Origin of the sequence: Paenibacillus azoreducens (assembly GCF_021654775.1) — a bacterium.
Lineage (GTDB): Bacteria > Bacillota > Bacilli > Paenibacillales > Paenibacillaceae > Paenibacillus_AQ > Paenibacillus_AQ azoreducens.
In genome coordinates this window covers 3,075,243-3,099,202 of record NZ_AP025343.1, presented here as the reverse complement: position 1 = coordinate 3,099,202, position 23,960 = coordinate 3,075,243, and the positions used below count along the sequence as shown (strand labels likewise).

Below are 23,960 nucleotides of genomic sequence, written 5' to 3'. Positions count from 1 at the left end.
TTCATCCAAAAAAGTTTCAAATTACGTCCGTTAGCCCTCGTTTTGCGTCTCCTGCATCAATGAAACATTGCGTTGAGGCGTAACTGTAGAGATGGCGTGCTTGAACAGCATTTGCTGCTTACCATCGGTATCGACAACCACAGTAAAGTTATCGAACGCTTTGATGTTTCCGCGAATCTGAAATCCGTTCACAAGAAAAATGGTAACTGGGATATTTTCCTTACGCAGCTGGTTTAAGAATGTATCTTGGATATTAATGGATTTGTTCATTTACCCGTACCCCCAACGTTTCATTTAGATTGTTTTGAAGTATATTCAAGATTTGAGAGAAACTTTCCTGCTATTATATCACGAATTTCCGCCAATTTAGCAGAAAAATTTACGGGTTCCGTGACGTCTACCCATGAAATTTCCTTCATGTGGCGGAACCAGGACAGCTGGCGTTTGGCAAACCGGCGGGTGTCTCTCTTAAGGATCGCAACCGCCTCTTCAAGCGATTCGCGGCCCTGAAGATAGGATATGATTTGTTTGTAACCCAGCCCCTGCATGGAAACCAGGTCAGGTCCGTAGCCCTTGTTCAGCAGCGAAGACACTTCTTCCACCAAACCCTGCTTCAGCATCTCATCGATACGGGCTTCAATACGGTTATATAGCATTTGCCTATCCATTGTCAAACCGAGGAGGCACAATTGATACGGAGAGACCCGGTTTTGCCCCTCTAATTGAGCCGAAAGAGGGATGCCCGTCATATGATAGATCTCCAAAGCCCTAATAATTCGCCTTTGATCATTGGGATGCAGCTTATCCGCGCTCGCCGGATCAACCGCCTGCAATTTGGCATGCAGCGCTCTCGCCCCATTTTGCTCGGCAAAAGCAGCCTGTTCATCGCGAAAATCCTTATCCTCGCCAACTTGGGCAAATTGGTAACTATAGCAAACCGATTCCACATACAAACCCGTCCCGCCTACGATCAATGGCAGCTTGCCCCGCCCATGGATTTCCTGAATCAGATGACGGCATTGCTCTTGAAACTCCGCAACGGAATACGGTTCATCCGGGGCATGGATATCAATCAAATGATGGGGAATGCCCTCCATTTCCTCCTGGGTGATTTTGGCTGTCCCGATATCCATCCCGCGGTAAACCTGCATGGAATCCCCGGATATAATTTCGCAATTCCATTCTTTCGCAAGCTCAATGCTGAGTTTCGTCTTGCCAACGGCTGTCGGCCCAACCAAGACCATCAGCTTCGGTTTATGTTCGGCTTTGTTCATTCCTGTCAACGGTGATCACTCCATATGAAATTTTAGAATGGGCCCGCTCCTGCTCCGAAAATCCTAGCCGGGCAAATTCACGGCTGCCCCGCTTTTCCTTCAAAACTACCGTCTTGCGCGCGACCCGCACAGCCTCTTGGATGCTTTCCTTTGAAAGCGCCTCGCTGTTGGCAAACCACCGAAGCGGGCGGATTGCGGAAGAATCCATCAAAGGCTCGCGGAACATCGGATCGAAGTAGACGATATCCACGCTGCGATCCGGCAAGGAGCGAAGCACTTCCAGATGATCCCGGTTCAGAATCTCCACCCGCCGCAAAGCTTCGTTAACCTCTTCAACAGCGGATGTGTAGTATGCCAAGCCTTCCGACAACAGGGCCGCCAAAGCCGCGGAGCTTTCCGCCGCCATGACTTTGGTATTCCTGCCTCCCTTCACGGCGAACACAAGCGCGTCCGTACCAAGACCTGCCGTACAATCAAGCACGGTGTCCCCCTCCTGCATGCATGCCGCATCAAGCATGGGGTCGCTTTCGCCTTTGAGAATCCGCTTCGCGCGGATAAATCCCATGCTGGGGTGGAATTCCAGCGGGTTTTCGCCGGGTCTTACCAATCTGGCCCCGCCATCCAAAACGACGATGATCTCTGCGTTCCCGTGAAGTTTGGACATCTTGGACAGCGGAGTATGCCGCCTCGGCACATAGCGGCTTCCCGTGCGGGAAGCCAATTCCTCGGCCCGGCGGATAATCGCTTCCCCCGCCTTGTCACCTGTCGTAATAATCATGTCAATCTCCAATCGCGTATATTCTTCCTTGCATGTCTATATAAGCTTCTGCTCATTTACATGACCCGCTTAAACAGCTTCTCCAGATCGTAGGTCGAGAAGGAAATGACGATCGGCCGTCCATGCGGGCAGGTATACGGCTGCCGGCAAGCGCCCAAACGGTCAAGCAGCGTATTCGCCTCCTGCTCCGTCAGCTTTTGGTTCGCTTTGATCGAAGCCTTGCATGAGCAGAGAATTGAGGATTTCTCCCTGAGCTTGGCCAAGTCGATCACGCGTTCACTCAACACCCACTCGGCCATCTCCTCGATGATTTCTTTTTCTTCCCCTTTGGGGAACCAATACGGATGTGAACGAACCCTGAAAGTCTGCCCCCCGAAATGCTCAAGGTATACGCCGGCCTGCTCAAACCATTGCAGCTTGTCCTTGAGCTGTTCGGTTTCAGACGGCGTAAACTCCAGCGTAATGGGCAGCAGCAGTTCCTGGGATGCATCCGCAGGCTGACCGAATTTTTCATAGTAAAATTCATAGTTGACCCGTTCATGCGCCGCATGCTGGTCGATCAAATACAATCCTTGATCGTTTTGCGCGATCAAGTATGTGCCATGATGCTGCCCGATCAGTGTTAACTCGGGGAAAGGGGGAATCTCCGGAGAGCTGTCTGCGGAAGTCTCCAGCAGCCGTCTGGCCAGCTCCGGATTTGAGCCTTGGCTGCTGTACCGGAGCGGCTCGCCGCTGTCGCGGTAGGCTGGACGCTCTTCCCGGACGATGCCTTGGGCAGGCGCCTGCTGCGATTGGAAGGGAATCCCTGAAGACGACAAGCTCCCAATGCTTTCCTTATGACGCGAAGACTGAACTGCTCCGGACGAATCCCCGCTCGGCGGGGTTGTAGATGCAGCCGAGACATTATCCGAACCGGCAGGGGTTTGAACCGCTTCCTCCGCAGCTGCCGCTTCTCCCGCATTCGCATCAAACTCCGCTGCACTTCGATGCGGAAAATGCAGCTGTTCCTGAATGAAGCTGCCGCTGTTTTTCCCGCCGATGTTTTGCTTTACAGCCTGGGGAATCAGCACTTCCTGACGGAGAACTTTGTGAATGCTTTCCTCCACGAACGGATACAGCTCCTGCTCCTTGCTGAAGCGCACCTCCAGCTTGGCCGGATGCACGTTCACATCCACAAGGGACGGGTGCATTTTGATTTCCAAAACGGCGAGCGGATACCTGTTAATGGGAAGCAGTGTATGGTAAGCACGCTGGATCGCCTGGTTTAATCCATAGTTGCGGATATATCTTCCGTTCACGATGGTCGATACGCCATTACGATTCGAGCGGGTCCATTCTGGCAGGCTCACGTAACCGCCGAGCTCAAAGTCGAGACTTTCCGCCCGGATCGGGAGCATGGCTTTGGCCGCCTGTCTGCCGTACACAGCCGCGATCACCTGCAGCAGATCGCCGTTTCCCAGCGTTTTGATCAGCTGGTTCTCGTTATGACGCAGCGTGATCGCGATATCCGGGTGGGACAAAGCGATTCTGTACATAAAGTCGGAGATATGCCCAAGCTCCGTCTGAATGGTTTTCATGTATTTCAACCTGGCCGGCGTATTAAAAAACAGCTCCCTGACCACAATGTCCGTCCCGCGCGGCGCCGGCGTTTCCTCCACCGCAAGCAGCTTTCCGCCTTCCATACGGATGCGCCTGCCCAAGCCGTCATCTCGCGAGGATGTCGTCAGATCCACTTTTGCTACCGCCGCAATACTGGGCAGAGCCTCGCCGCGGAAGCCCAGGCTGGTGATATGGAACAAATCCCGGCTGTTTTCGATTTTGCTGGTTGCATGGCGGTAAAAAGCCGTCTCGCAATCATCCGGCTCGATTCCCGAACCGTTGTCGGTCACTCTAATGCTTTCCAGGCCGCCTTCCGCCACATGCACTTCGATACGCGTCGCGCCGGCGTCGATGGAATTTTCCACAAGTTCCTTCACCACGGAGGCAGGGCGTTCCACCACTTCGCCGGCAGCGATCTGGTTGGCAATATGCTCGTCCAATATATGAATTTTTGCCATTACCGTCACCTCTTAATTCATGCTTGTGTTTTAAGGCTTACAAATTATAAATCCTTCGCTTTCATCTTCAACTCATTCAGCAGCTGCATCGCCTGCAGCGGCGTCATATTCATGACGTCAACGCTTTTGATCGCCTCCACGATGTGCTGCAGCGCAGGATCCGGCTTGCTTGCGGCCGCCTCGGCTTTTGGTGCAGGCGCAACCTCTTCCTCGTCAAATATGGACAGCTGCACAACTTCGCTTGGCGTTTTCACCGGTTCAGCTGCTTTTTCCGTCCTGCTGAGCAACACTTGAGCTCTTTCAACCGTCTCGATGCCTGCAGCCGCTTGGGAAGCGCCTTGCTCCAATCCCTGCAGCAGGCTGTACGAGCGTTCGATAATCGAGGAAGGCAGTCCCGCCAACTGCGCGCAATAAATGCCGTAGCTGCTGCCGGCCGGACCCGGTACCAGCTTACGCAGAAAATGGACGTTTTCTCCGCTTTCCTGCACCGCCATGGAGTAATTTCGCAGTCCTTTCAAACTGTCCTCCAGATGAGCAAGCTCGTGAAAATGCGTCGATACAAGCGACTTGCATCCGATTGTGTCATGCACGTATTCGATGACGGCTTGAGCAATCGCCATGCCTTCGCCGGTCGAGGTTCCCCGCCCAAGCTCGTCGATGATGACCAAACTGCGCGGCGTCGCTTTTTCCGTCATGACTTGAATGTCGGCCATCTCCACCATAAAGGTACTTTGGCCGCCAATAAGATCATCCGCCGCGCCAATCCGCGTGAAGATCCGGTCGATCATCGGCACTTCGGCTCTGCTTGCCGGTACAAAGCAGCCGATTTGCGCCATGATGGAAATGAGCGCAACCTGGCGCATATAGGTGCTTTTGCCCGCCATATTCGGTCCGGTAATGAGCAGAATCCCGGCTTCTTCCCGCGACAGTCGCGTCTCATTGGCAATAAAGGCGGAATCTTTCATAACCGCCTCCACCACGGGATGCCGTCCCGCTTCTACGATCAGATCGTAGCCGTCCGTCAGCACCGGTTTTATATATCCCTGCTCGGCACTTACAGCCGCGAGAGACTGATACACGTCCAGTTCCGCCACCTTCTCTGCCAGCAGCTTCAATCTTGGAATCTCTGCGGCAATCCGGTCGCGCAGTTTGGTGAACAGAATATACTCCAGGTCCACCATTTTCTCTTGTGCTTCCAGGATGAGCGCTTCCTTTTCCTTCAGTTCCGGCGTCACGTAACGTTCCGCATTGGTGAGCGTCTGCTTGCGTTCGTATCTGCCTTCAGGCAGGGAGCTGACATTGGCTTTGGTGACTTCGATATAATAGCCGAACACTTTATTGAAGCCGATCTTCAGAGAGCGTATTCCCGTCGCTTCGCGTTCCTTGGCCTCAAGCTCCGCGAGCCACCGTTTGCCATTTACGCTCGCCTCCCTAACCTCGTCCAGATGATCGTCGCAGCCCTGCTTGATAATCCCTCCATCCCGTATAGACACGGGAGGATCTTCAACGATGGTCCGCTCGATCGCTTCGCTGAGTTCCCGGCATTCGTCCATTTCCCCGGCGACGCGGCGCAATGTGGATGAAGACGAGCTTACGCACAGCTCCTTAAGCGCAGGAATCTGCTGAAGCGATACCTTGAGCGCATTCAAATCCCTCCCATTCGCATTGCCAAACGCAATCCGGGCTACAAGCCGTTCCAAATCATAAATCTCGTTCAACAGGGCTTTAAGATCCTCACGCAATATAAATTGATTATAGAGATGATCCACGGCCTCCAGGCGTTCTTCAATCGCTTTGCGGTGCAGCAGCGGTTTGTCGATCCATCTCCGCAGCAGCCGGGCGCCCATTGAAGTCTGGGAACGATCCAGCAGCCACAGCAAAGACCCTTTCTTGGAGCGGTCGCGCACGGTTTCCACAAGCTCCAGATTCCGGCGGGTAAACGGGTCCAGAATCATATAGTGACCCGGTTCATACGGCGAAAACTCCGTCAGCTGCCCCAACGATCTTCGCTGCGTTTCATTCAGATAGGAAATGAGCACAGACACGCAGCGCTGCCGTTCCGAGTCCAATCTGACCCAAGCCGCTTCCCCGAATTGGCTCCGTACCAGATTTTCGTCTTTTTTATCCCAGGGAGTATACAGGATCGGCCGGCTCCATTGAATTTGCTCCGCCTGAATCAGTTCCAGCATGCTGCTGTCGCCGATCACTTCCGACGGTTCGTAGATGCCGATTTCGTCGCGGAGCCACTCCACGGAAGAAGGTACCGAAGTGACATACAGCTCGCCTGTTGAAATATCGCAGGCCGCAAGCGCCATCATTCGGTCGCTTTCCGTAACGCACACCAAATAGTTATTGGATTTTTCCGCAATCGATTTGCCTTCCATAATGGTTCCGGGGGTCACCACCCGGACAATTTCGCGGCGTACCATCCCTTTCGTAACAGTCGGGTCTTCCATCTGCTCGCAAATGGCAACTTTATAGCCCTTTTCGATCAAGCGCTGTATGTAACCTTCAGCCGAATGATACGGCACTCCGCACATCGGGATGCGTTCATCCCCTCCGCCGTCGCGGCCGGTCAGAGTTATTTCCAGCTCCCTTGACGCTTTAACCGCATCATCAAAAAACATTTCATAAAAATCGCCTAAGCGAAAAAAAAGAAAAGCATCCTTTGCTTGTTCCTTAACTGCCAAATATTGTTCAATCATTGGCGTGTATTTTGCCATGACTTACCTCCAAAACTCGAACTTTGCTTATCTATTATAGCAGAAATCCAAGAATATCATCATTTTGACTGAAAGGGAATATTCCATAACGGACGGATATCCCGCTGTTCGTTCCAGGTCCCTCCCTGCCGGATTTGGCGGAAGAGCGGTTCGACGTATCTTTCCGTCTCCGGATAAAGCTCCAAGGATTCAATATCAGAGATCAGTTGTTCGCAATATTCGCGCATAACTTCTCTTTGCCCTTGGTAATACGCTCGGTGTACGTTTTCTTCATCGTCCAGCGGACGGCGGATCAGCGATCGATAATTCGTCACGATCAGGCTGGACAGGTAAATGATTCCTTTGGCTAAAAGAGGCGACACCAGAAAACTGGGCAGCGTCCGGTATTCGAATCCCCCATGCGGCTGCCTCCGGAAATCGCCGAGATAACCGTATTTCGGCCGGCGCAGCTGACTCCCGTGGGCTTCCAATATAGCTATCGGCAAAGCAAGATAGTTATCCAATGTACGCAGCAGCTCTGCCGTAAGCTCAATGCCGCTGAAATGCAAATGCCCTCCGAGCGGCAGTCCCGCCTTTGGCATGCCGCCAGCCTGCCATATTAGCGAACGGTCGTCTATCATTTCCGCCGCCATCCGGAGCGTACGCATAAGCCCGATCAACAGCCCGTGCGCATCTTCGCTTGGCCGCGGCCGCAGTTCCGCGATCGGGTAGGCAACCGCCGCACCGTTCTCGCCATGTACGGCATCGCAGCCCACTTCCCCCTCCCTGTCCAGAAAAAGCGATGCGGGAATCACTTCGCCGCTGCTCGGGTTCACAAGTACAAATTCCGGATCCATCCCGAGCATAAGCGAATAGCCATGACTGGATTCCTCTTCAAGCCGGCGCTTCTGCTCCCTCTCCGCCCGAGAGTACATCCGCTCTATCCGGACGTCTTCAAACCAGGCGGACGGCGTCACCTGTTCAACCGCATATTTCCTGTCGCCCCCGCCTGAGACGAGAACCACCTCGCCTGAACTCAATCCTAAAGTGTAAAGAGCTCTAACGGCCATCTTTTCAAGCTGCCGCAGCAAGGAGGGGGAACCCGCGGTTTCCGGATTCAAGGCTATTGGATAACGAAGCGAACGGCCTTCCCCTTCCACTTTCATCGCCTCAATAGCGCGCAGACCTGACACATGAACCGCATATCGGCTGCGGTACACCCCTACCGGTTTCCGTTTACCGCTCCCGTCGAGTACCGAGCTTATCCCGGAACGTATCAGGCGCAGATGCCTGCTGGAAATAGACCAGCTGCCAAATCGCTTCGCTTCATCCCGGCTGTGCATTTCTTCCCCTCCTTCAATCCAATCCGCTTCATGACGGAACCGCAGGTTAAAACATTTGTCAGAGCATTTTTTTGCTGCAGATATTTACGTCGATAAACAAAACTTTCCCCTTCGGCAATACTCTATAAATTTATTTTTTGTTCAATAAATAAAAAAGGAGGGCATCCGCCCTCTTCGCCGCCGCCCTCGCGTCATATATTACACTATACCTCTTTTCCAGCCCCGCTGTTTTACAATACATCATCCAGCGAATCGGGATCCAGATCTTCGTAATCCCCTTCGTCGATAAAGTCGAATTCCTTGTCTTCGTAGTCGCCGTGGCCTCTTCCGCACACCAGAACACGGACTTTGGTCTCGGCAATCAGTTCTGCGCTAAACTCGCGTTCGACCCGGATGATGACATTGCCTCCCCCGGAAGAAACACTGGCTTCAACGCAGCTAGGTTCCTGCGTGGCCTCCGCTGAAACCTCCACGGTTGAAGCCCGGTGTTTCGGATCCAAGTAGGAGAGCGGCACCAACTCTACATAAGATACCGTTTCTTTTGCGACATCGGTTTGAGAGTTTCTGTCATAGGAATACCAGATGTTGATATCGTAAGTACCAATAACTTCAATTCCGTCGCCTGCGGCAACCGCTTCGTACTGATGGTTTATAATCCAAGCCCCCAAAATACTGGTCGGATTATGAGGCGGAGTCACGGTATGTGTTACGGTAGAGAACTTACGACCCTTGCCGCAGATCGCTTTCGTGATGATCTCTCTACATTGATGTTTATCACTTAATGACATCTTTGAACCTCCTCCATACAATCATTCACTTAAGTGTATGCAGGACATAGGCATTTGTTGATTAAACGAGCATAATTGAATGAAATAATATTCTTTATTCCCAAGAAGAATTCGGTGCAAAATGGAATGGATCATCAACGGCACGGCTCCAGGCCTGGATTTCGTACGGCCTTTAACCTTTGAATCTGCGGCTGAAAACAAAAGATCCGTCTAGGCGCGATCAAGAAAATGGATGCTCAGATTTAGCAAGAAAAAGCGCCCATGCTACGCTATTCAGAACAATCTAAAAGGTCTATTATTTTCTCCACCGCGCCTATCTCGTGGTATTGATGAAAGCGACGGAAAGCGAAAGATTGCAAGGCAAATGGGGCTGCTGCGAATCCGAAATAAGATGCTTTGACAAACGTTTTGAATTACTTGGATGCGATTGCGGCTTTCCGGGCGGCAACGGAGGTTGGCGCCTTATTTTTTTTCGCTATTTTGAGGTACAGCGACAACTCGCGGCTAAGCTGCAAAATCGCTGAACGAATCTCAAATTCCTCGCGGGTGGCCGGCAGCTCCATCTGTTTAAACTCCTTCTCCAGCCGGTCAAGAAGAAACTCCGTCCTCCCGGTGTATATTTCTTCCGTCACGTCAAGGCTCAACTGTTCGAACAGTTCGGCGATATCATCGGCCTGCGGGAGTTTCCGGTACACATGCGAAATCAGCTGCATCATGTTCTGGATCGAATCCAGCTGTTCTTTGCGCATGTAAAAATAGATGCTCCAGGTTTCATCCGGATGAAGCATCTGGTTTTCCATCGCCCGGTGTGCTGCCGCTTGTCCTTTTTGTATTTCCTTACCGGCTTCTATAATTTCTTTCCCGTCCCATAGTTCGTCAGGATCGTGCAACGACTCCGCTATCTTCGCAAAAATGATCGAGAAGTGCTTATCCACCCGTTTGCGGATTTCAATCATCTGATCGGAGGCGCGCGGCATATATGCCAAATTGACGATCAAAGCCGAGCCAAGGCCAATCACCAAAAGTTCGACCTGAGTCAAAAGCGTATGCAGCGTAATGCTGCCATTTCCGTAAACCCGGAACACGACGACTGAACTTGTCACGATGCCTTCCTTAAAATTCGCGCGGGCTATGGCAGGAAATGCAACCAGAATATAAATCGCCAGCACCCAATAATGGTAGCCCAATAATTCGAACAACACGCAGGCGAACGCTAACCCTAGAAGAGATGCGAAAAATCGGGCCGATATCGTTCGAATGCTTCTTTTGCGGGTGACATCCACGCCAAGCACGGCGAGCAGCCCCGCCGAAAGCGGTCCCGTCACGCCGCAGGCATCCGCTACCAGGATCGCCATCAACGTCGCTATGGCTGTTTTAATGACACGAAAACCCATGAAACACTCCTCTTTCTTCCATCAGGATTGCCCATCCAATTTACGGCCTCTTCCGAAGACGATATATGATTGCATATCATCATTTTGATCTATATATCGCATTAATATTTAGGAATGAGACATTTCGGATATTTGCAGTATCCTCACCTATTTGACGTATTCCATGGTAGCGGATTTTAGCTTCAGGCACAACGTCATGCGTCATTGGCGTTCACCGAAAAAAAACAACTGCCAATGGCAGCATGGCAAATTACCGCCGATGCGTCAGCAGTTTGCGTTCCACATAAACCACAAGCTGATACATGCCTGTCGCCACGACCGCGATGATCAGCAGGCTCGAGAGCACTAACGTGAAATTGAATACTTGAAAACCGTAGATAATCAAATAACCAAGCCCCATTTTCGCCACCAGAAACTCGCCCACGATGACGCCAACCCAAGCCATGCCCACATTCACTTTTAACGTAGATATAATGGTTGGAAATGAAGCCGGAAGAATCACCTTGCGGAAAACCTGCGTTTTACTGCCGCCAAATACGCGGACCACCTCAATCAGATTTGTATCTACCTCGCAGAAGCTGTTATAAACGACCAAAGTGGTCACAATGACGGTAATGGACAGCGTCGTCACAGTAATGGACAGAAATCCCGCCCCAAACATCACGATAAAAATCGGTCCTAAAGCCACTTTCGGCATACTGTTAAACACGACCATATACGGATCAAGCACCTTGGACAAAAACGGGGACCACCAGATCAGCACCGCAATCAGCGTTCCAAACAGCGTCCCCAGAACGAACCCGACCACCGTTTCTCCCACCGTAATTCCCAGATGGCCCCACAGCTCGCCGCTGGCGATATCCTTCCAGATTTGCGCAAATACCTTCGACGGATAACTGAATAGCAATACATCAATCCATTTCAGTCTGCCGGCCGCTTCCCATAACGCAAAAAACAACAGCAGTATCGCCATCTGTACCGACAATACCTGAATCCGCTGTTTCTTTTGACGTTTGAGATGTGCTTCGTGCAGCGCCTGTATGCCGTCATCGGGAGCAGCGGGCGTGCTTGCGGTAATCCGGCTGTCTAACAATGTCATTATCCCCTCACTCCTTATTTCCGGCGCCCTCCATTTCGCGCCAAATTTCATGAAACAGCTCATGGAATCCTCGTTGTTCCCTGGCCAGCAGCGGCCTTTCGTTGCGGATATGCTTCGGTACTTCAAAAGTTCTCAGGATTCTTCCCGGCCGGCTGCCAAGCACGATGACCCGGTCGCTGACCGCGGCAGCCTCGGACAAGTCATGCGTGACGAGAATCGCCGTTTTATTTTTTTCGCGCAGCGTTTCGGAAATCAGATCCTCAAGCTGCAGCTTTGTTTGATAATCAAGCGCTGAAAAAGGCTCATCCAGCAGCAGTATGCCGGGTTCGGTCGACAGTGTTCGGACAAGCGCCACACGCTGTCTCATTCCTCCGGACAACTGCTGCGGATACAGGTCCCGGGTATCCTCCAGTCCCATTTCCTCGAACAGGGAAACCGTTTTGGCAAGATGTTCTTCATCCATGCGCCCGGTGAGTTCCAGACCAATCGAGGCATTTTCAAAAATGGTGCGCCACGGGAAAAGATAATCCTGCTGCAGCATATATCCAACCTCGGCTGTAGGCCCTCCCACTTTTCGTCCATAAACCATGACCTCGCCTTTGGTAGGCTTCATCAGCCCGGCGATGATCGAGAGCAGCGTCGTCTTGCCGCACCCGCTAGGTCCGACAAGACTTACGAACTCCCCCGGATACACCTTCAAATCCAATCCGTCCAGGGCCAACGATGCTTCGCGGTCACTGACGTATACATGAGTAATATGTTGTAATTCGACTACCGGCTCCATGCTTCCATTCCCCTTTCAAGCCCTAGAATGCTATTTCACGGAAGATTTGGCTTTTTCGGCAAAGCTATTGTCCACGATTGCTTTGGCCGGCACTTTCTCCTTCAATTCTCCCGCTTGGGTCATGACATCCAGCAGGTTATTCCATTCCGCATCGTCCACGATCGGATCGGCAGCATACGTCCCCTGATCCTTGTAGCGTTTGACGGAAGAAATAATGATGTTTTTATCCGCATCCTTAAAATAAGGAATAATCGCGTCAGCGATCTCCTCGGGACTATGCTGCTGTACCCAGTTTTGCGCTTTTTGCAGCGCATTCGTAAACTTTTGAACAGTGTCGTTATGTTTCTTGATGTAGCTTTGCTTGCTCATAAAAACCGTGTAAGGCAAATGCCCGCTCTCCTCGCCAAAGGAGGCCACCACTCGTCCTTTTCCTTCTTTTTCGAAAATAGAGGCCTGCGGTTCGAACAACTGTACGTAGTCGCCCGTTCCGGACAAATAAGCTGATGCGATGTTCGCAAAATCGATGTTTTGAATCAGATTCAAATCCTTATGCGGGTCGATGTTATGTTTGCGCAGCGTGAACTCGCCTGCCATTTGCGGCATGCCGCCTTTGCGTTGGCCCAGGAAATCGCTCCCCTTCACCTTGTTCCAATCCAGCTTACCTTCCCCGTTTCTGGCCATTAAAAACGTTCCGTCGGTTTGCGTGACCTGCCCGAAATTAATGACCGGGTCATCCGAACCCTGCTGGTACACATAAATGGACGTCTCTGAACCGACCAAGGCCACATCGATTGCTCCCGATAAAAGGGCCGTCATCGTTTTGTCGCCGCCGGGGATCGTCTGCAGCTCGACATCCAACCCTTCCTCTTTAAAAAATCCCTTTTCCAGCGCCACGTATTCCGGAGCATAGAAAACGGATCTTGTCACTTCCCCCACCTTCACCTTTTCCACGGATTTACCGCCTCCGCATCCCGAAAAAACCATCCCGAACAGGACAAGTGAGAAAAGACCGATCCAGATCCCGCGTTTGTTCTTCAGCATATCCTTTCCTCCATCTCTTCAAAGCCATATGCCATCATATGCATGAGCCTAGGAAAGGGTACATTTTTGATCCGTGTATTGAATGCATGCCCCGCCAAAAAAGAGCCTTCCCCGCAACTTCAACGTTGCAGAAAGGCTCGGTTCCTTACAAATGGTTATATATTCAAATGCACAAGCTTACAGCTTGTAAATCTCTTTGTATTTTTCCTCCAGATAATCTGCCAAGTAATCCGGGTTCAGTTCCTCGCCGGTTACCTGCATGATGATCTCCGAAGGCGTGAGGCTTTTGCCGAAACGGTAGATTTTCTCGGTCAGCCATTCTTTGATCGGAAGCAGGTTGCCTTCGCCGATGTATTGATCCAGCCCAGGCAGTTCCTTTTTCATCGTATTCATGATTTGTGCGGCATACATGTTGCCAAGGGAATACGAAGCGAAGTAGCCGAAATCGCCGCCGGACCAGTGAACGTCCTGAAGCACCCCAAGGCTGTCGCTCGGAGGCGTGATACCCAGGTATTGCTGGTATTTGTCATTCCATACTTTCGGCAGATCCTTGACTTCCAATCTTTCATTAAAGATCATCTTCTCGATTTCATAACGGATAATGATATGCAGGTTGTACGTCAGCTCGTCGGATTCAATCCGAATCAGGGAGTTTTCCACGCGGTTTACGGCCCGGTAGAAATCATCCAGCGATACATGCTGCAGTTGCTGCGGGAAATGCTTTTGCAGATCGGGGTAATAACGCTCCCAGAAAGCGCGGCTGCGGCCGATGATGTTCTCCCACAAACGGGATTGGGATTCGTGGATGCCCATCGATGTCCCCGTCGCCAGCGGCGTGCCCGCCAGATCCTTACTAATGTTTTGCTCATAGAGGGCGTGTCCGCCTTCATGCAGGGAACTGAACAGCGCGCTGGTCACGTCATCCTGGATATAATGCGTCGTAATCCGCACATCGCCGGAGTTGAGTCCGATCGCAAACGGATGAACACTTTCGTCCAGCCGTCCGGCATCAAAGTCATAACCCATTTGTTCCAAAATAAAGAGGCCCATTTTCTCTTGCTGGTCTTGTTCGAAAATTTGATCCAGGAACGACGTATCCGGTTTATTAGGCGATGCTTGAATTGCCGCTACCAGGGGCACCAAACGGTCGCGCAGCCGACTGAAAACTTCGTCGAGTTTGGCCACGGTCATATCCGGCTCGTATTTATCAAGGAGCGTATCATAAGTCGTGCCTTTAACGCCCCAATACTGGATGAGTTCTCTCAGCAGGCTGACGATTTTGGTTAAATTCGGCTCAAAGGAAGCAAAATCATTGTTTTCTTTGGCTTCTTCCCAAATGGTTTGCGTATGTGCGGAAAGCACGGAAAATTCCTCGATCTTTTTCGAGGGAATCCGTTTGTTTTCATCGTAGTCTTTTTTGCATTCCTTTAATACGCGGCGAGTTTTTTCATCCAGTTGGCTGTATACTTCAGGGGTGGTAAAAAAGTCTATGTATTCCCCCATCTCATCCGAAACGCGCAGCTTGAATTGCTCCGCAGACAGGGTGCCGATGACGCCGGAACGAAGTTCAACTCCTCTGCGCGGCGCTCCTGTACGCAAATCCCAATGCATCAGGGAGATCGCTTCGTTATACGCGGAAATTTTACGGTTGATTTCCATAAATAATTCCAATTTCGCATTTAACTCATTATTCATTCCAAGTTTCACCTCGCCAAAAAATTTGCCCTTCTACTTGATGATACTTTTTGTGGAAAGTATAATCAATATTTAATACGAAACATTGTTGAACTAAAGTTGGTTAAAAACTCCAATCTACAGCAAAGGAGCCTGGGTCATCATGCATATGCAAATATCCGAACGCGCGGAACGCTTTCTGCGAGCGAAAATCGGCAGCAAGTCTTCCCCTGTCAGGCTTGTCTTTGATGGTGAAGGCTGCGGATGCGGAATTAACGGAATTCCGGCGTTATGGATCCTGTCCGCACAGGATGAATATGATAAGGAAATACATAGCAATGGCATTCCTTTTGTCATCCATCCGGCGCACGCGATCTATTTCGAAGAAAACCTTTACCTCGATTCGGAGGAAAACTATCCGTCCTTCCGTCTCTCCGGAGACAGCCAGCTGTATGGCCAAAACATTAGACTGCTGGATCAACGCGAAACTTAATTCTTTTAATCTAATAATCTAAATGGAAAGGTGTGCATGCGTCATGAGCCACATATCTGAAATTTTGGAATACAACCGCCAATTTGTTGAAAGTAAGCAATATGAACAATATTTGACCGGGAAATTCCCGGATAAAAAGCTCGTAATCATTACTTGCATGGATACGCGTTTGGTTGAGCTGCTGCCAAAGGCGATGAATTTGAAAAACGGCGACGTCAAAATCATTAAAATCGCTGGTGCGATCGTTTCCCATCCGTTCGGCAGCGTGATGCGAAGCATCCTCGTCGCTTTGTACGAGCTAAACGCGGACGAAGTCATCGTTGTGGGCCATCTGGACTGCGGTATGGCGGCGCTGAATGCCGATCATATGATTCAGGAAATCAGAAACCGGGGCATCTCCGAGGAGGTGCTGTCCACGCTCGAAAACTCCGGAATCAAGTTGAACAAATGGCTGCACGGGTTTGAAAATATTCATGATGGCGTCAAAGGAACCGTCGAGCTGATCCAAAAGCATCCCCTGCTGCCTGCCGACGTTCCCGTGCACGGCATGATCATCGACCCGAACACAGGAGCGCTTGAGCTCGTTAAGGATGGTTATAAGGAACGTACTGGAAAATAATAACTGTTCAATGAATCGCCAAACACGGATACCTGTATCCGTGTTTTTTGTTTGCCGCTGTTGAAAACCGTACAGTTTAAGTGTACACTTTTTGAAGAAAGAACATAATCGAGTTATGGGAGAAATTACACATGAATACGCTATCCTACGGATTGTTGGCTTTTTTGGCCAGGGAATCTTCATCCGGCTATGATGTCATGCTGAAAATCCAGCCGTTCTGGCAGGCCAAGCACAGCCAGATTTATCCTCTTCTTGCACAAATGGAGGAGAATGAACTGCTTACTTCCTATTGGGTTAAACAGTCCGAAAAACCCGATAAAAAAATTTATTCCATCACTGATAACGGTATCCGGAAACTGAAGGAATGGATGTATAAGCCGCTTCCTGATCCAGTTACGCGGGATGAGTTGTCGATGAAAACTTTTTGCATGTGGCTAACAGACCGTGATAATGCCATCGAAATCATCGAATCGAGAAAAGCCTATTTCCTGCGCAGACTCGAATCCTTCCGCAAAATGCTGCAAAAGATACCCGAAGACAAACGGGGATTCGGCAATCGCGAATTCTATGATTATATCCTGGTGCAAAAGGGGATCTTCAATGCCACAGCCGGACTGGATTGGTGCAGTTGGGTGCTGGCGATGCTCAAAGAGCAGCAGGCAAAAGATTCGACCGCGCATTCCGAGCAGCCCGTACCGTCTGTGAACCAAAAAATTTAATCTATCTGTATATTTTTTTATTAAAAAATGAAACTTTAAGATACTAAGCACGTAAATCATGTTAGGCAGACTCATGCCAGCAAATTACTCAGGAGGTACTCTACTTCATGACAAACAAATCGTTGAAGAAATGGATCATGATCGTGATGGCGTTTACGCTCTTTTTCGCCGTTTCCATACCGGCGGACAACGCGGATGCCAGACGCGGCGGCGGCAGCAGCTTCCGGTCAGGTACCAAAAGCTACACCAACACGCCAAAAAAATCGCCAACTACCGATAATGTCAGAAAATCGACGAACACCAATCATTCAAGCACTGCAGGCACACCGGCCAAACGCGGATTTTTCAGCGGCGGCGGCTTTTTTAAAGGCCTGATGATCGGCGGCCTCGCCGGTATGTTGTTTGGAGGCTTGTTCTCTAATATGGGATTCCTTGGCAACATCTTCGGATTGCTTATTAACCTGCTCGCTATTTATGTCTTGATTTCTATTGCTATCGCTGCCGTAAGGGCATTCAGGAACCGGCGCAAACCAGACCCGCGGGATGGACGGTATTAAACGATGCTGATCCTTTCGATGGATGAAATCATCAACGCGATCTGCCTGCATATGGCTGAGCGCAAGCGAATTCGTCCCCAGGATGTTCAGGTTGAATTGTGTTGGGATGAAGATACGGGTTATACGGCTGAAGTTTGGGCCGAAGGCCGCAGCCAATATCTCGTAGAATCGAACATGATCGAAGCCATTTTGCGATATTTGCACACCGAATACAACATCAGGGCGTATCGCGAGCAAATCATGCTTGATCTTGATGAGGAAATCACCGCGCAAGTGGATGTTGATACAGAGCAGGCTTACTGATATTTAAATGTGAAGAACGAAAAAGCATGGGACCGTTGTCTCATGCTTTTTTCATACCGATAACCATATTCCTATAAAAGCGGTTCCAATCAATATCATAATCAACGAAACGATATAGTTTTTGTATCCCTTCAAAAATTTCCATTCGATAACAGCTTGAAAGCCAAAAACAGCGGTAATCAGGAAAAACCAAAACCATTTTATCGTTTGGCTCTCGCGGCCTTCATGATATATGATGGAAAATGCGATTGGCAGCGCCGCAAGCAGCAGAAGCACTTTCCCCCAGATTTCGATCTTCTTTCCCGTTCCCCACAGACCTTCTCTGTCGTGTCCAAGCATGTAGTGACGCAAAATTGAATAGGATATGGCTATGATAATAACCAGTAACCTTCCATATATACTTCCTCCGCAGAATTTTTCGGAACTTCGTATACTTCTTGAATGATCTCCATACCATTAGGTGTACTTCATACTATTCCGTAAACCGGTCGCATCCATTGCAATGACTGGATTAATCTCCATACATTTCACGGCCGACCAAATGAATAAGCCAACAGTTGGGTTTCATGGTAACCGTCAATTCCGACGACTTCCCTTAGCGGCCGCTGGTATAAGCCCGCAAAAATACATCCAACATAACCTAAAGAAATGGCAACCGTTGCCGCCCGCTGCACAGCAGCCCCGCCGCGTGTAAGGATTTGCCTGTAACCATGAGCACCATATTCGGCTACGGAGCGGGCCATAGAGCCGCAAACGGCGATGATCGCGGGAGCGCAGGAAAACTCCTCTTGAAGTGTGCATATTTCCTCCTGAGGGTCTGAACATCCAATCAGTTCCAGTTTATGCGCCGCAGAATCATAACGGCAAATTTGCCCGCGTGAGAGGGATTCGACATTACGTGCGATGACATAAAAATTCAACTCCACTCCTAATTCGTTTTCCTTGGACCAATCGTTCAAATCACCTTTTTTGGCTGCTCGCAAAATTGTCCCCAAATCTCCAAGACCAACATCAACCTCTGCATATTTGCGGACGGATACGCGGGCATTAAGAACATCAGCCAAATGCTTTCCTTGCTCGTGACAGACGGGTAACGCTATTTGGTGGCGGGAAGCCATCATGTCTTCATTGCCGTTGCCCGAGCTTCTCGGTAATTCTGCGGCAACTCCTGCAAATCCCTTCTTTTCCTTGCAGCCTAACTGCAGGTTCTCGCGAATCATAGCCCTAATCATTGTGTAAGAATCGATTTTAGATTGCCCCCCTTCCGAGCATATAAACTCCGGTGATCGGTTCTTGCATCGGCTCAATCTGCAATAAATCAACCAGTTTGGCTTCCCTCCACTCTGAGAGAGGCCTGAATGCGATGCCGCATGCGGCGGCTGCAAGCTGCATCTGGGCGAGGGCAACCCCGGCATCGAGGTGTATGACACGAAAAGCAAACGCCGAATACTTCGCTTGAACGCGTTCCAGCGCCCCCGTTGTCACGATGATGGCATCCGGCAAACTATCGCTTGTCCCAGTTACAGCCTGGTTAACAGCAGACGGTTCACCTATGGAAACGAGAGCACTTAATGTGTGCTGCCATGGATGATAATAATATATTCCGGCTGCCAAGTCTCTCACGCCAAATGATATGATATAAATTTGCACTGACCCCAAGTTGCCGCCGGTGGGGGCATACCGCTGCACTTTCGTTTCGCCTGCTTCTGAAAGCTGAAGCGTGCCACGGATCCCCGTTCCACATAACAGGATGGAAGACAAATAATCCAGCGATAGTTCTGCTTCCCCTTGTTCCTGCAGAGGATGATAGATCATCTCGCAAACAGTGCGGCCTTCCCCTTTCGGAATCTTCCGTTCTCCCAACGGGATGGCAGGGATATCGGCATACGTCTTGAACACTTGAGCCAAAGCCAAATTACTCGGCTTATAGTGAGCCTGATGTGCCTTTGGCGTGCTGAGATGCCCGGAAGGAAAGTGCACCTCATATTCAAATTGCATTGGTAATGGAGGCAGACCGGGCTTCACATCTGCCATGGGAAGACAATGAGGGCACCCTGGGCGTTTGGGCACTCTCCTCTTATATCCATGCCAATCGGCCAGATTCAATACCATAAAATCCATTCCAGTAATAGCAGGTCCAAGTCCGGATAAAAAATTGCAAACTTCAAGAATCGTATACTGTATCCACATATCGATGTCATGCACAAGGCTTGGCGTATCGCCTGTGAAATCCGCCATTCCTTGCAGCAGCTCTTCAAAACATCCATAACAGGCTGTTTCAGAACGTTCAAAATATGGCCCCAGCATTCCCATATGCCCGCATGTTAAGCTAAGTAGCCAGGGAATCTCCTGCCTTGCACATACATCCGCCAACCTCCGGATCTCAAGTTCCGACAGGTTTCCGTTCACAGCAGCCAATACGAATGTTTCGTTCGTAAGCCGAATGTCGACGCCAAAGTCCTGAAGCGATACTTCTCCAATCCCCGCCTGCAAAAGTCCTTCCCGAAGCAAATAAGAATCCGAAATGTTCGTATATACCCCTAGATGCGTTTCCTTTAATTTCTTGATTCCCTGCAAGCTGCTGGCATGAATCCGCGTGGAATCAAGCTGCCGCTGAAAGTAAAATACCGTTTCTTGATCCAGTGACGATAAATCCCATGTTCCGTCGGCCGCGGCATCCTCCAATAGTCCGCGCATGTAAAGCAGTGCGATACAGTCGATCACCGCCTGAGAAGAAAACTCCCGGAATGATCCGCATATTTGACCAATATCGCGTGTGCCATCCAACATCGGCAGCAAGCGGTTTAGAACATCCCGTGCCCGACCGCGAAACACCGCCAGTTCCTCTCCACCGTGAACAATGACAACATCTGAAGTGGGAATGACTGCAAATGCAGACGGAAAACGGGGCAGATTAGGCAAGTGAAATTGCGGGTCTTGCTGGACAATACGCCCCATGCGGCTAACCGTTATACGAGAATCCATGGCACCCTGACCCTCCTCACCAATATCGAGATGATGAATAGAATTCCCAAGTCACGAAAATCGCGGCAAACAGCGATCACAACCAATATCGGAACGTATTGGGTACTGATATAGTTTCCTGCTGACCACGTGCATTTTCCAGACCCAACCGCCCGGCAGCTCATTTCCCGCAATACACTGCGGTAGACGCGCTACGATCGCAGCGGCCCACCCAGCAAATGCATGTAAAAATCCTTTTGGGCCAGTATCGGGTGAACCATCGTAATAGGCATAAACCTGCCTCATATAAGCGGCTGTGGGTGAATTGTTTAACACCAGCTCGCTGTAACATGAATAACACGGTCCGGCCCCGGGCACAATTACAGGCCCGACTTCAATAAATGGATGGTTATAGACAACTGGCAACCACGGCTTTTTGTTCAAAAACGCATATTCGTCGAGCTGCCGCAGCAAGCCAGGAGAATAACGCCATAATGCCAATATGTTCAGGTTGGCATCAGGGATGCTTAATGGATCAATGCGGGTTGTATCTGCTGATAACGTCGTTATTCCTAGCGGCTCGGTCCGTAAACCAAGCTGGCGGGCAAAATCATGGCCAAACCCTCCCACAGCTAATACATGGAGCAAATATCCCACGGATAACCTCCTGTTCAAGTTCATTCGCTTATCTAAACCCATTCGCTTCTATATCGATACAAGAATTCCAATTCGAGCTTGGTTATCGTCGCGTTAGAAGCCTGCTTTCGCGCAAGGGATTTTTTGAGCGAAAAAGAACTGCTCCGAAAATGAATTTAATGAGCGCATCCACATAAGCGATTTCCCGAAAAGGGATGTTAGGAGAACTAAATCCTACCATAGCGTTAATAAATAGAGGAATAGCCAGGAGTACCATCACATTGCCGTGAACGGTTGAAAAGGGAATAAAATGCAGCGCAATTGCCAAAAACGCTCCTAACCAGACCATCCTGTAATCATGGTGAGCGTAATACTTTCCGGAAATCAGCACCATCAATACCATCATAAAAAGAATCGAAACGAACGTCATCCGCTTCTGGAACTGCGTTGGCCGCCCGAAAGAAAACATGCGGTACACGCTTTTGTTGTTTAATATAAAAATGATCCCCAGCACATAACCCGGATAAAATATTTCTGGAAGTATTTGCTGCCGTCCTCCAAAGGCTGCGCTAGCCAGGATGATAAAGGCAATCCAGATTAACCAAAGACCGCAAATGCGCTTGTTTAGAAACTGCTCTTTCTTGTTGAAATTCACTTAAGCTCCTCCCTTCTTCCCGTCGTCCATTCAAGCATAATCTCGAAGACTTGGTGCGCCTGTATGGACATTTAAACTATATTCCTGCAAATATGCGCCTATGACATGTCCAATCGTAATCAATCAGAAGGCAAGCACGGAAGCGAATTCGATGAAGGGCGGAGTGCAGCTAATAGAACAGTGTTTTCGAAGAAATCGATCGGACTCTTAGCTTGATCGCTTCAGATGCCGTACCAGCTTAAGAATCACCTTGAAGCTCTCCAATCCATACAGCAGACATTTTTCATCAATATCAAACGTTTCCGTATGAACTTTGATTTCATCACCCAGGTAAGATCCGATAAAATAATAACATGTCTTAATTCCCGGCAAATCGCCGTAAAATGAAAAGTCGTCACTCGAGAACAAAAAAGGACATTCCAGAACCCATTGGTCTCCAAAACGCTTTTTGAAAACGCTTGTGGTTAGCGTCGTTAAAGTTTCATCATTATACAAAGCAGGATACGCGGATATTTCCGTTACTTCCATGTCCCGAACCCACGGATGACCGGCAATGCAGGATTGAAGCAGTTGCAGGCCAATACGGCTGTTCGCCGTTTCTTCCGAGCGAAAGTTAACATACATCTTCAATTCGCTGGCTGTAACGTTATAATAACCATTTGTGTTGACATGTGTTACTATACATCTCTGATTCCCCTGATTGTATTCCTTGCAAAATCGGTCTATCACTGCCAGCAGATCCGTTATCCCGGAATTTTCCGCCGCATGACCATGAACGAGATCTGCCGCAATCTCAATCGTAAGGCTGCCGGCCATCATTTTTGCTGGACGCAGAGAAAAATAACCTGCATACAAGTTGGGAGTAACATGCAGAGCATACATGTAATCAATCCCTAAAGGCTGCAGAATCGGCAGCAGCTCGCGGGCGCCAGCAAACACTTCTTCCGCAGATTGAAACACAAACAGCACATTGGCATCGCATTCCTCTAAGGAATCCACGTATAGAAGGAAATATAACAAAATAGTCATGTGAGCGTCATGCCCGCATGCATGATGCATGCCTTCATTCCTGCTGCGATAATCCACTTGCTTCCCGTCAAGCAGGGGCAACCCGTCCAACTCGGCGCGAAATGCAACGGTTGGCGCGTTTCCCCCTGCATCATATTGGGCGATTACCCCATTATCTCCATCATAAAGAATATTAATTTTTGACGTTCTATTCTCAATAAATCGCCTGACGAACTTTCTGGTTCTCTCTTCTTTCCCTGCAATCTCGGGCCAAGCATGGAGAGTACGCCTTGTTTGCTGTAACTCCGTTAATGTCCATGTGCCCGTCATGCGGTCTCACGAACAGCGCCATTGGACTTGTAACGGTAAACGAAATACGCGATCACCGCAACCAACACAAGATATCCCATAATAATCAGCAGATTCGTCATCAAGGTAGCGGGATTCGTCAACGAGGCAATGGCTTGATTGGTATAATAGCCGGGAAAAATCCGTTGCACGTATGTCATAAATTCTGGTACATGGAAAAATCCAACGGAAGTGATTGTTGTTGACATTACCAGCACATACAAAGGGAAGGAAATCGTCTGCAGCGTGACAACATCGAAAATAAAACCCAAACAAATTCCAAGCAATACGTAAAAGACACTGGAATACAACAAAATCAGTTCCGTGGCAAACAAATCCATGCTGAAGTGTAGCCCGTAAAATATCATGCCAAACGCAATGATGACAAATTCGATGACAAGGTTTAAAAGGACCTGTACCAATGCCGTCACAATAATAAACTTGGCCGGGGAATATGGGGTCGTAACCAGCACCTTGCGAATATACGGTTTGGATCTTGCCACGCGCGTGCTCAACGTATTGATTCCTGAACCTACGGTAGCAAACGTAGTAGCCAATGTAGCCAGCCAAACAAGAAATTGATCATGATATTCCGTTTGATTCGGCTCCATTGTTTGAGCAAGGAAGATCCAAAACCCAAGCGGAACCACCATCGTAAAAAATACAAATCGTTTATTCCGAAGCACCTTAAAAATCTCATATTTAACGATGTTGAGCATAGGCA

24 protein-coding genes are annotated in these 23,960 nt (G+C 49.6%); 5 read left to right on the top strand and 19 right to left on the bottom strand.

Translation table 11 applies throughout. From position 1 onward, the window contains the following. Positions 1-30: 30 nt before the first annotated feature. From hfq to L6442_RS13470, 12 genes are all read right to left on the bottom strand, one after another. Positions 31-270, bottom strand: a complete 240-nt coding sequence (hfq, locus tag L6442_RS13525) for an RNA chaperone Hfq (RefSeq protein ID WP_194233035.1) — start codon at positions 268-270, stop codon at positions 31-33. A gap of 20 nt (positions 271-290) precedes the next feature. After that, complete coding sequence (gene miaA / locus L6442_RS13520; RefSeq protein ID WP_212977457.1) at positions 291-1,274, bottom strand: tRNA (adenosine(37)-N6)-dimethylallyltransferase MiaA; 984 nt, start codon at positions 1,272-1,274, stop codon at positions 291-293. Beyond that, entirely contained in the window at positions 1,255-2,052 is a 798-nt protein-coding gene (locus tag L6442_RS13515; protein ID WP_212977356.1) for a class I SAM-dependent methyltransferase, read from the bottom strand. The genes miaA and L6442_RS13515 overlap by 20 nt, the downstream gene beginning before the upstream one ends. A 56-nt stretch (positions 2,053-2,108) precedes the next feature. After that, complete coding sequence (gene mutL / locus L6442_RS13510) at positions 2,109-4,109, bottom strand: DNA mismatch repair endonuclease MutL (RefSeq protein WP_212977355.1); 2,001 nt, start codon at positions 4,107-4,109, stop codon at positions 2,109-2,111. A 44-nt stretch (positions 4,110-4,153) separates the two neighbouring features. Further along, positions 4,154-6,832, bottom strand: coding sequence for a DNA mismatch repair protein MutS (gene mutS / locus L6442_RS13505; protein WP_212977354.1), 2,679 nt, complete (start codon positions 6,830-6,832; stop codon positions 4,154-4,156). 59 nt (positions 6,833-6,891) lie between these two features. After that, positions 6,892-8,154 (bottom strand): putative amidoligase domain-containing protein, encoded by a 1,263-nt coding sequence (locus tag L6442_RS13500; protein WP_212977353.1) that lies wholly within the window; start codon positions 8,152-8,154, stop codon positions 6,892-6,894. Between the two features lie 230 nt (positions 8,155-8,384). Next, entirely contained in the window at positions 8,385-8,942 is a 558-nt protein-coding gene (locus L6442_RS13495; protein ID WP_194233040.1) for an outer spore coat protein CotE, read from the bottom strand. A 413-nt stretch (positions 8,943-9,355) separates the two neighbouring features. Next, a complete protein-coding gene (locus L6442_RS13490) occupies positions 9,356-10,336 on the bottom strand; it encodes an aromatic acid exporter family protein (protein WP_212977352.1) in 981 nt (326 codons plus the stop codon). A gap of 250 nt (positions 10,337-10,586) precedes the next feature. Then, positions 10,587-11,435 (bottom strand): ABC transporter permease, encoded by an 849-nt coding sequence (locus L6442_RS13485; RefSeq protein ID WP_212977351.1) that lies wholly within the window; start codon positions 11,433-11,435, stop codon positions 10,587-10,589. 7 nt (positions 11,436-11,442) lie between these two features. Then, positions 11,443-12,219: an ABC transporter ATP-binding protein gene (locus L6442_RS13480; protein ID WP_212977350.1), complete on the bottom strand. Its 777-nt coding sequence runs from the start codon at positions 12,217-12,219 to the stop codon at positions 11,443-11,445. Between the two features lie 30 nt (positions 12,220-12,249). Beyond that, entirely contained in the window at positions 12,250-13,260 is a 1,011-nt protein-coding gene (locus tag L6442_RS13475; RefSeq protein WP_212977349.1) for an ABC transporter substrate-binding protein, read from the bottom strand. 177 nt (positions 13,261-13,437) lie between these two features. After that, positions 13,438-14,955: a carboxypeptidase M32 gene (locus tag L6442_RS13470; RefSeq protein ID WP_212977348.1), complete on the bottom strand. Its 1,518-nt coding sequence runs from the start codon at positions 14,953-14,955 to the stop codon at positions 13,438-13,440. A gap of 142 nt (positions 14,956-15,097) precedes the next feature. On the opposite strand from L6442_RS13470, the gene L6442_RS13465 reads away from it, so the two are divergent. The 5 genes from L6442_RS13465 (at position 15,098) to L6442_RS13445 (ending at position 17,625) form a co-directional block, all read left to right on the top strand. Then, entirely contained in the window at positions 15,098-15,427 is a 330-nt protein-coding gene (locus tag L6442_RS13465; RefSeq protein WP_212977347.1) for an iron-sulfur cluster biosynthesis family protein, read from the top strand. Between the two features lie 43 nt (positions 15,428-15,470). After that, complete coding sequence (locus tag L6442_RS13460; RefSeq protein ID WP_212977346.1) at positions 15,471-16,046, top strand: beta-class carbonic anhydrase; 576 nt, start codon at positions 15,471-15,473, stop codon at positions 16,044-16,046. A 131-nt stretch (positions 16,047-16,177) separates the two neighbouring features. Then, complete coding sequence (locus L6442_RS13455; protein WP_212977345.1) at positions 16,178-16,765, top strand: PadR family transcriptional regulator; 588 nt, start codon at positions 16,178-16,180, stop codon at positions 16,763-16,765. A gap of 107 nt (positions 16,766-16,872) precedes the next feature. After that, the gene (locus L6442_RS13450; RefSeq protein ID WP_237100304.1) at positions 16,873-17,322 is read left to right on the top strand and encodes a hypothetical protein; all 450 of its coding nucleotides are present in this window, start codon (positions 16,873-16,875) and stop codon (positions 17,320-17,322) included. Positions 17,323-17,328: 6 nt separating this feature from the next. Then, positions 17,329-17,625, top strand: a complete 297-nt coding sequence (locus L6442_RS13445; protein ID WP_212977455.1) for a YxcD family protein — start codon at positions 17,329-17,331, stop codon at positions 17,623-17,625. A gap of 51 nt (positions 17,626-17,676) precedes the next feature. On the opposite strand, the gene L6442_RS13440 is transcribed toward L6442_RS13445, so the two are convergent. The 7 genes from L6442_RS13440 to L6442_RS13410 form a co-directional block, all read right to left on the bottom strand. Continuing rightward, positions 17,677-17,964, bottom strand: coding sequence for a DUF4181 domain-containing protein (locus tag L6442_RS13440; protein ID WP_212977344.1), 288 nt, complete (start codon positions 17,962-17,964; stop codon positions 17,677-17,679). A 188-nt stretch (positions 17,965-18,152) separates the two neighbouring features. After that, positions 18,153-18,845, bottom strand: coding sequence for a nitroreductase family protein (locus L6442_RS13435; RefSeq protein ID WP_212977343.1), 693 nt, complete (start codon positions 18,843-18,845; stop codon positions 18,153-18,155). Between the two features lie 28 nt (positions 18,846-18,873). Then, positions 18,874-20,610 carry a SagB family peptide dehydrogenase gene (locus L6442_RS13430; protein WP_212977342.1) on the bottom strand — a complete coding sequence of 579 codons (1,737 nt, stop codon included), beginning with the start codon at positions 20,608-20,610 and terminating at the stop codon, positions 18,874-18,876. Positions 20,611-20,661: 51 nt separating this feature from the next. Next, positions 20,662-21,246, bottom strand: coding sequence for a hypothetical protein (locus L6442_RS13425; RefSeq protein ID WP_212977341.1), 585 nt, complete (start codon positions 21,244-21,246; stop codon positions 20,662-20,664). 82 nt (positions 21,247-21,328) lie between these two features. Beyond that, a complete protein-coding gene (locus tag L6442_RS13420; protein WP_212977340.1) occupies positions 21,329-21,880 on the bottom strand; it encodes a DUF6609 family protein in 552 nt (183 codons plus the stop codon). 207 nt (positions 21,881-22,087) lie between these two features. Continuing rightward, positions 22,088-23,218, bottom strand: coding sequence for a M20 metallopeptidase family protein (locus L6442_RS13415; RefSeq protein WP_212977339.1), 1,131 nt, complete (start codon positions 23,216-23,218; stop codon positions 22,088-22,090). Continuing rightward, positions 23,215-23,955, bottom strand: a complete 741-nt coding sequence (locus L6442_RS13410; RefSeq protein ID WP_212977338.1) for an ABC transporter permease — start codon at positions 23,953-23,955, stop codon at positions 23,215-23,217. The genes L6442_RS13415 and L6442_RS13410 overlap by 4 nt, the downstream gene beginning before the upstream one ends. Positions 23,956-23,960 lie beyond the last annotated feature (5 nt).

Bases quoted from the DNA above. Each gene is read 5' to 3' on its own strand.
- L6442_RS13410 (WP_212977338.1), bottom strand. From the start codon at position 23,955: ATGCTCAACATCGTTAAATATGAGATTTTTAAGGTGCTTCGGAATAAA.
- L6442_RS13495 (WP_194233040.1), bottom strand. From the start codon at position 8,942: ATGTCATTAAGTGATAAACATCAATGTAGAGAGATCATCACGAAAGCG.
- L6442_RS13465 (WP_212977347.1), top strand. From the start codon at position 15,098: ATGCATATGCAAATATCCGAACGCGCGGAACGCTTTCTGCGAGCGAAA.
- L6442_RS13470 (WP_212977348.1), bottom strand. From the start codon at position 14,955: ATGAATAATGAGTTAAATGCGAAATTGGAATTATTTATGGAAATCAAC.
- mutS (WP_212977354.1), bottom strand. From the start codon at position 6,832: ATGGCAAAATACACGCCAATGATTGAACAATATTTGGCAGTTAAGGAA.
- L6442_RS13500 (WP_212977353.1), bottom strand. From the start codon at position 8,154: ATGCACAGCCGGGATGAAGCGAAGCGATTTGGCAGCTGGTCTATTTCC.
- L6442_RS13515 (WP_212977356.1), bottom strand. From the start codon at position 2,052: ATGATTATTACGACAGGTGACAAGGCGGGGGAAGCGATTATCCGCCGG.
- L6442_RS13455 (WP_212977345.1), top strand. From the start codon at position 16,178: ATGAATACGCTATCCTACGGATTGTTGGCTTTTTTGGCCAGGGAATCT.
- miaA (WP_212977457.1), bottom strand. From the start codon at position 1,274: ATGAACAAAGCCGAACATAAACCGAAGCTGATGGTCTTGGTTGGGCCG.
- L6442_RS13490 (WP_212977352.1), bottom strand. From the start codon at position 10,336: ATGGGTTTTCGTGTCATTAAAACAGCCATAGCGACGTTGATGGCGATC.
- mutL (WP_212977355.1), bottom strand. From the start codon at position 4,109: ATGGCAAAAATTCATATATTGGACGAGCATATTGCCAACCAGATCGCT.
- L6442_RS13430 (WP_212977342.1), bottom strand. From the start codon at position 20,610: ATGGATTCTCGTATAACGGTTAGCCGCATGGGGCGTATTGTCCAGCAA.
- L6442_RS13440 (WP_212977344.1), bottom strand. From the start codon at position 17,964: ATGCTTGGACACGACAGAGAAGGTCTGTGGGGAACGGGAAAGAAGATC.
- L6442_RS13475 (WP_212977349.1), bottom strand. From the start codon at position 13,260: ATGCTGAAGAACAAACGCGGGATCTGGATCGGTCTTTTCTCACTTGTC.
- L6442_RS13435 (WP_212977343.1), bottom strand. From the start codon at position 18,845: ATGATTCGCGAGAACCTGCAGTTAGGCTGCAAGGAAAAGAAGGGATTT.
- L6442_RS13485 (WP_212977351.1), bottom strand. From the start codon at position 11,435: ATGACATTGTTAGACAGCCGGATTACCGCAAGCACGCCCGCTGCTCCC.
- L6442_RS13460 (WP_212977346.1), top strand. From the start codon at position 15,471: ATGAGCCACATATCTGAAATTTTGGAATACAACCGCCAATTTGTTGAA.
- L6442_RS13480 (WP_212977350.1), bottom strand. From the start codon at position 12,219: ATGGAGCCGGTAGTCGAATTACAACATATTACTCATGTATACGTCAGT.
- L6442_RS13415 (WP_212977339.1), bottom strand. From the start codon at position 23,218: ATGACGGGCACATGGACATTAACGGAGTTACAGCAAACAAGGCGTACT.
- hfq (WP_194233035.1), bottom strand. From the start codon at position 270: ATGAACAAATCCATTAATATCCAAGATACATTCTTAAACCAGCTGCGT.
- L6442_RS13450 (WP_237100304.1), top strand. From the start codon at position 16,873: ATGACAAACAAATCGTTGAAGAAATGGATCATGATCGTGATGGCGTTT.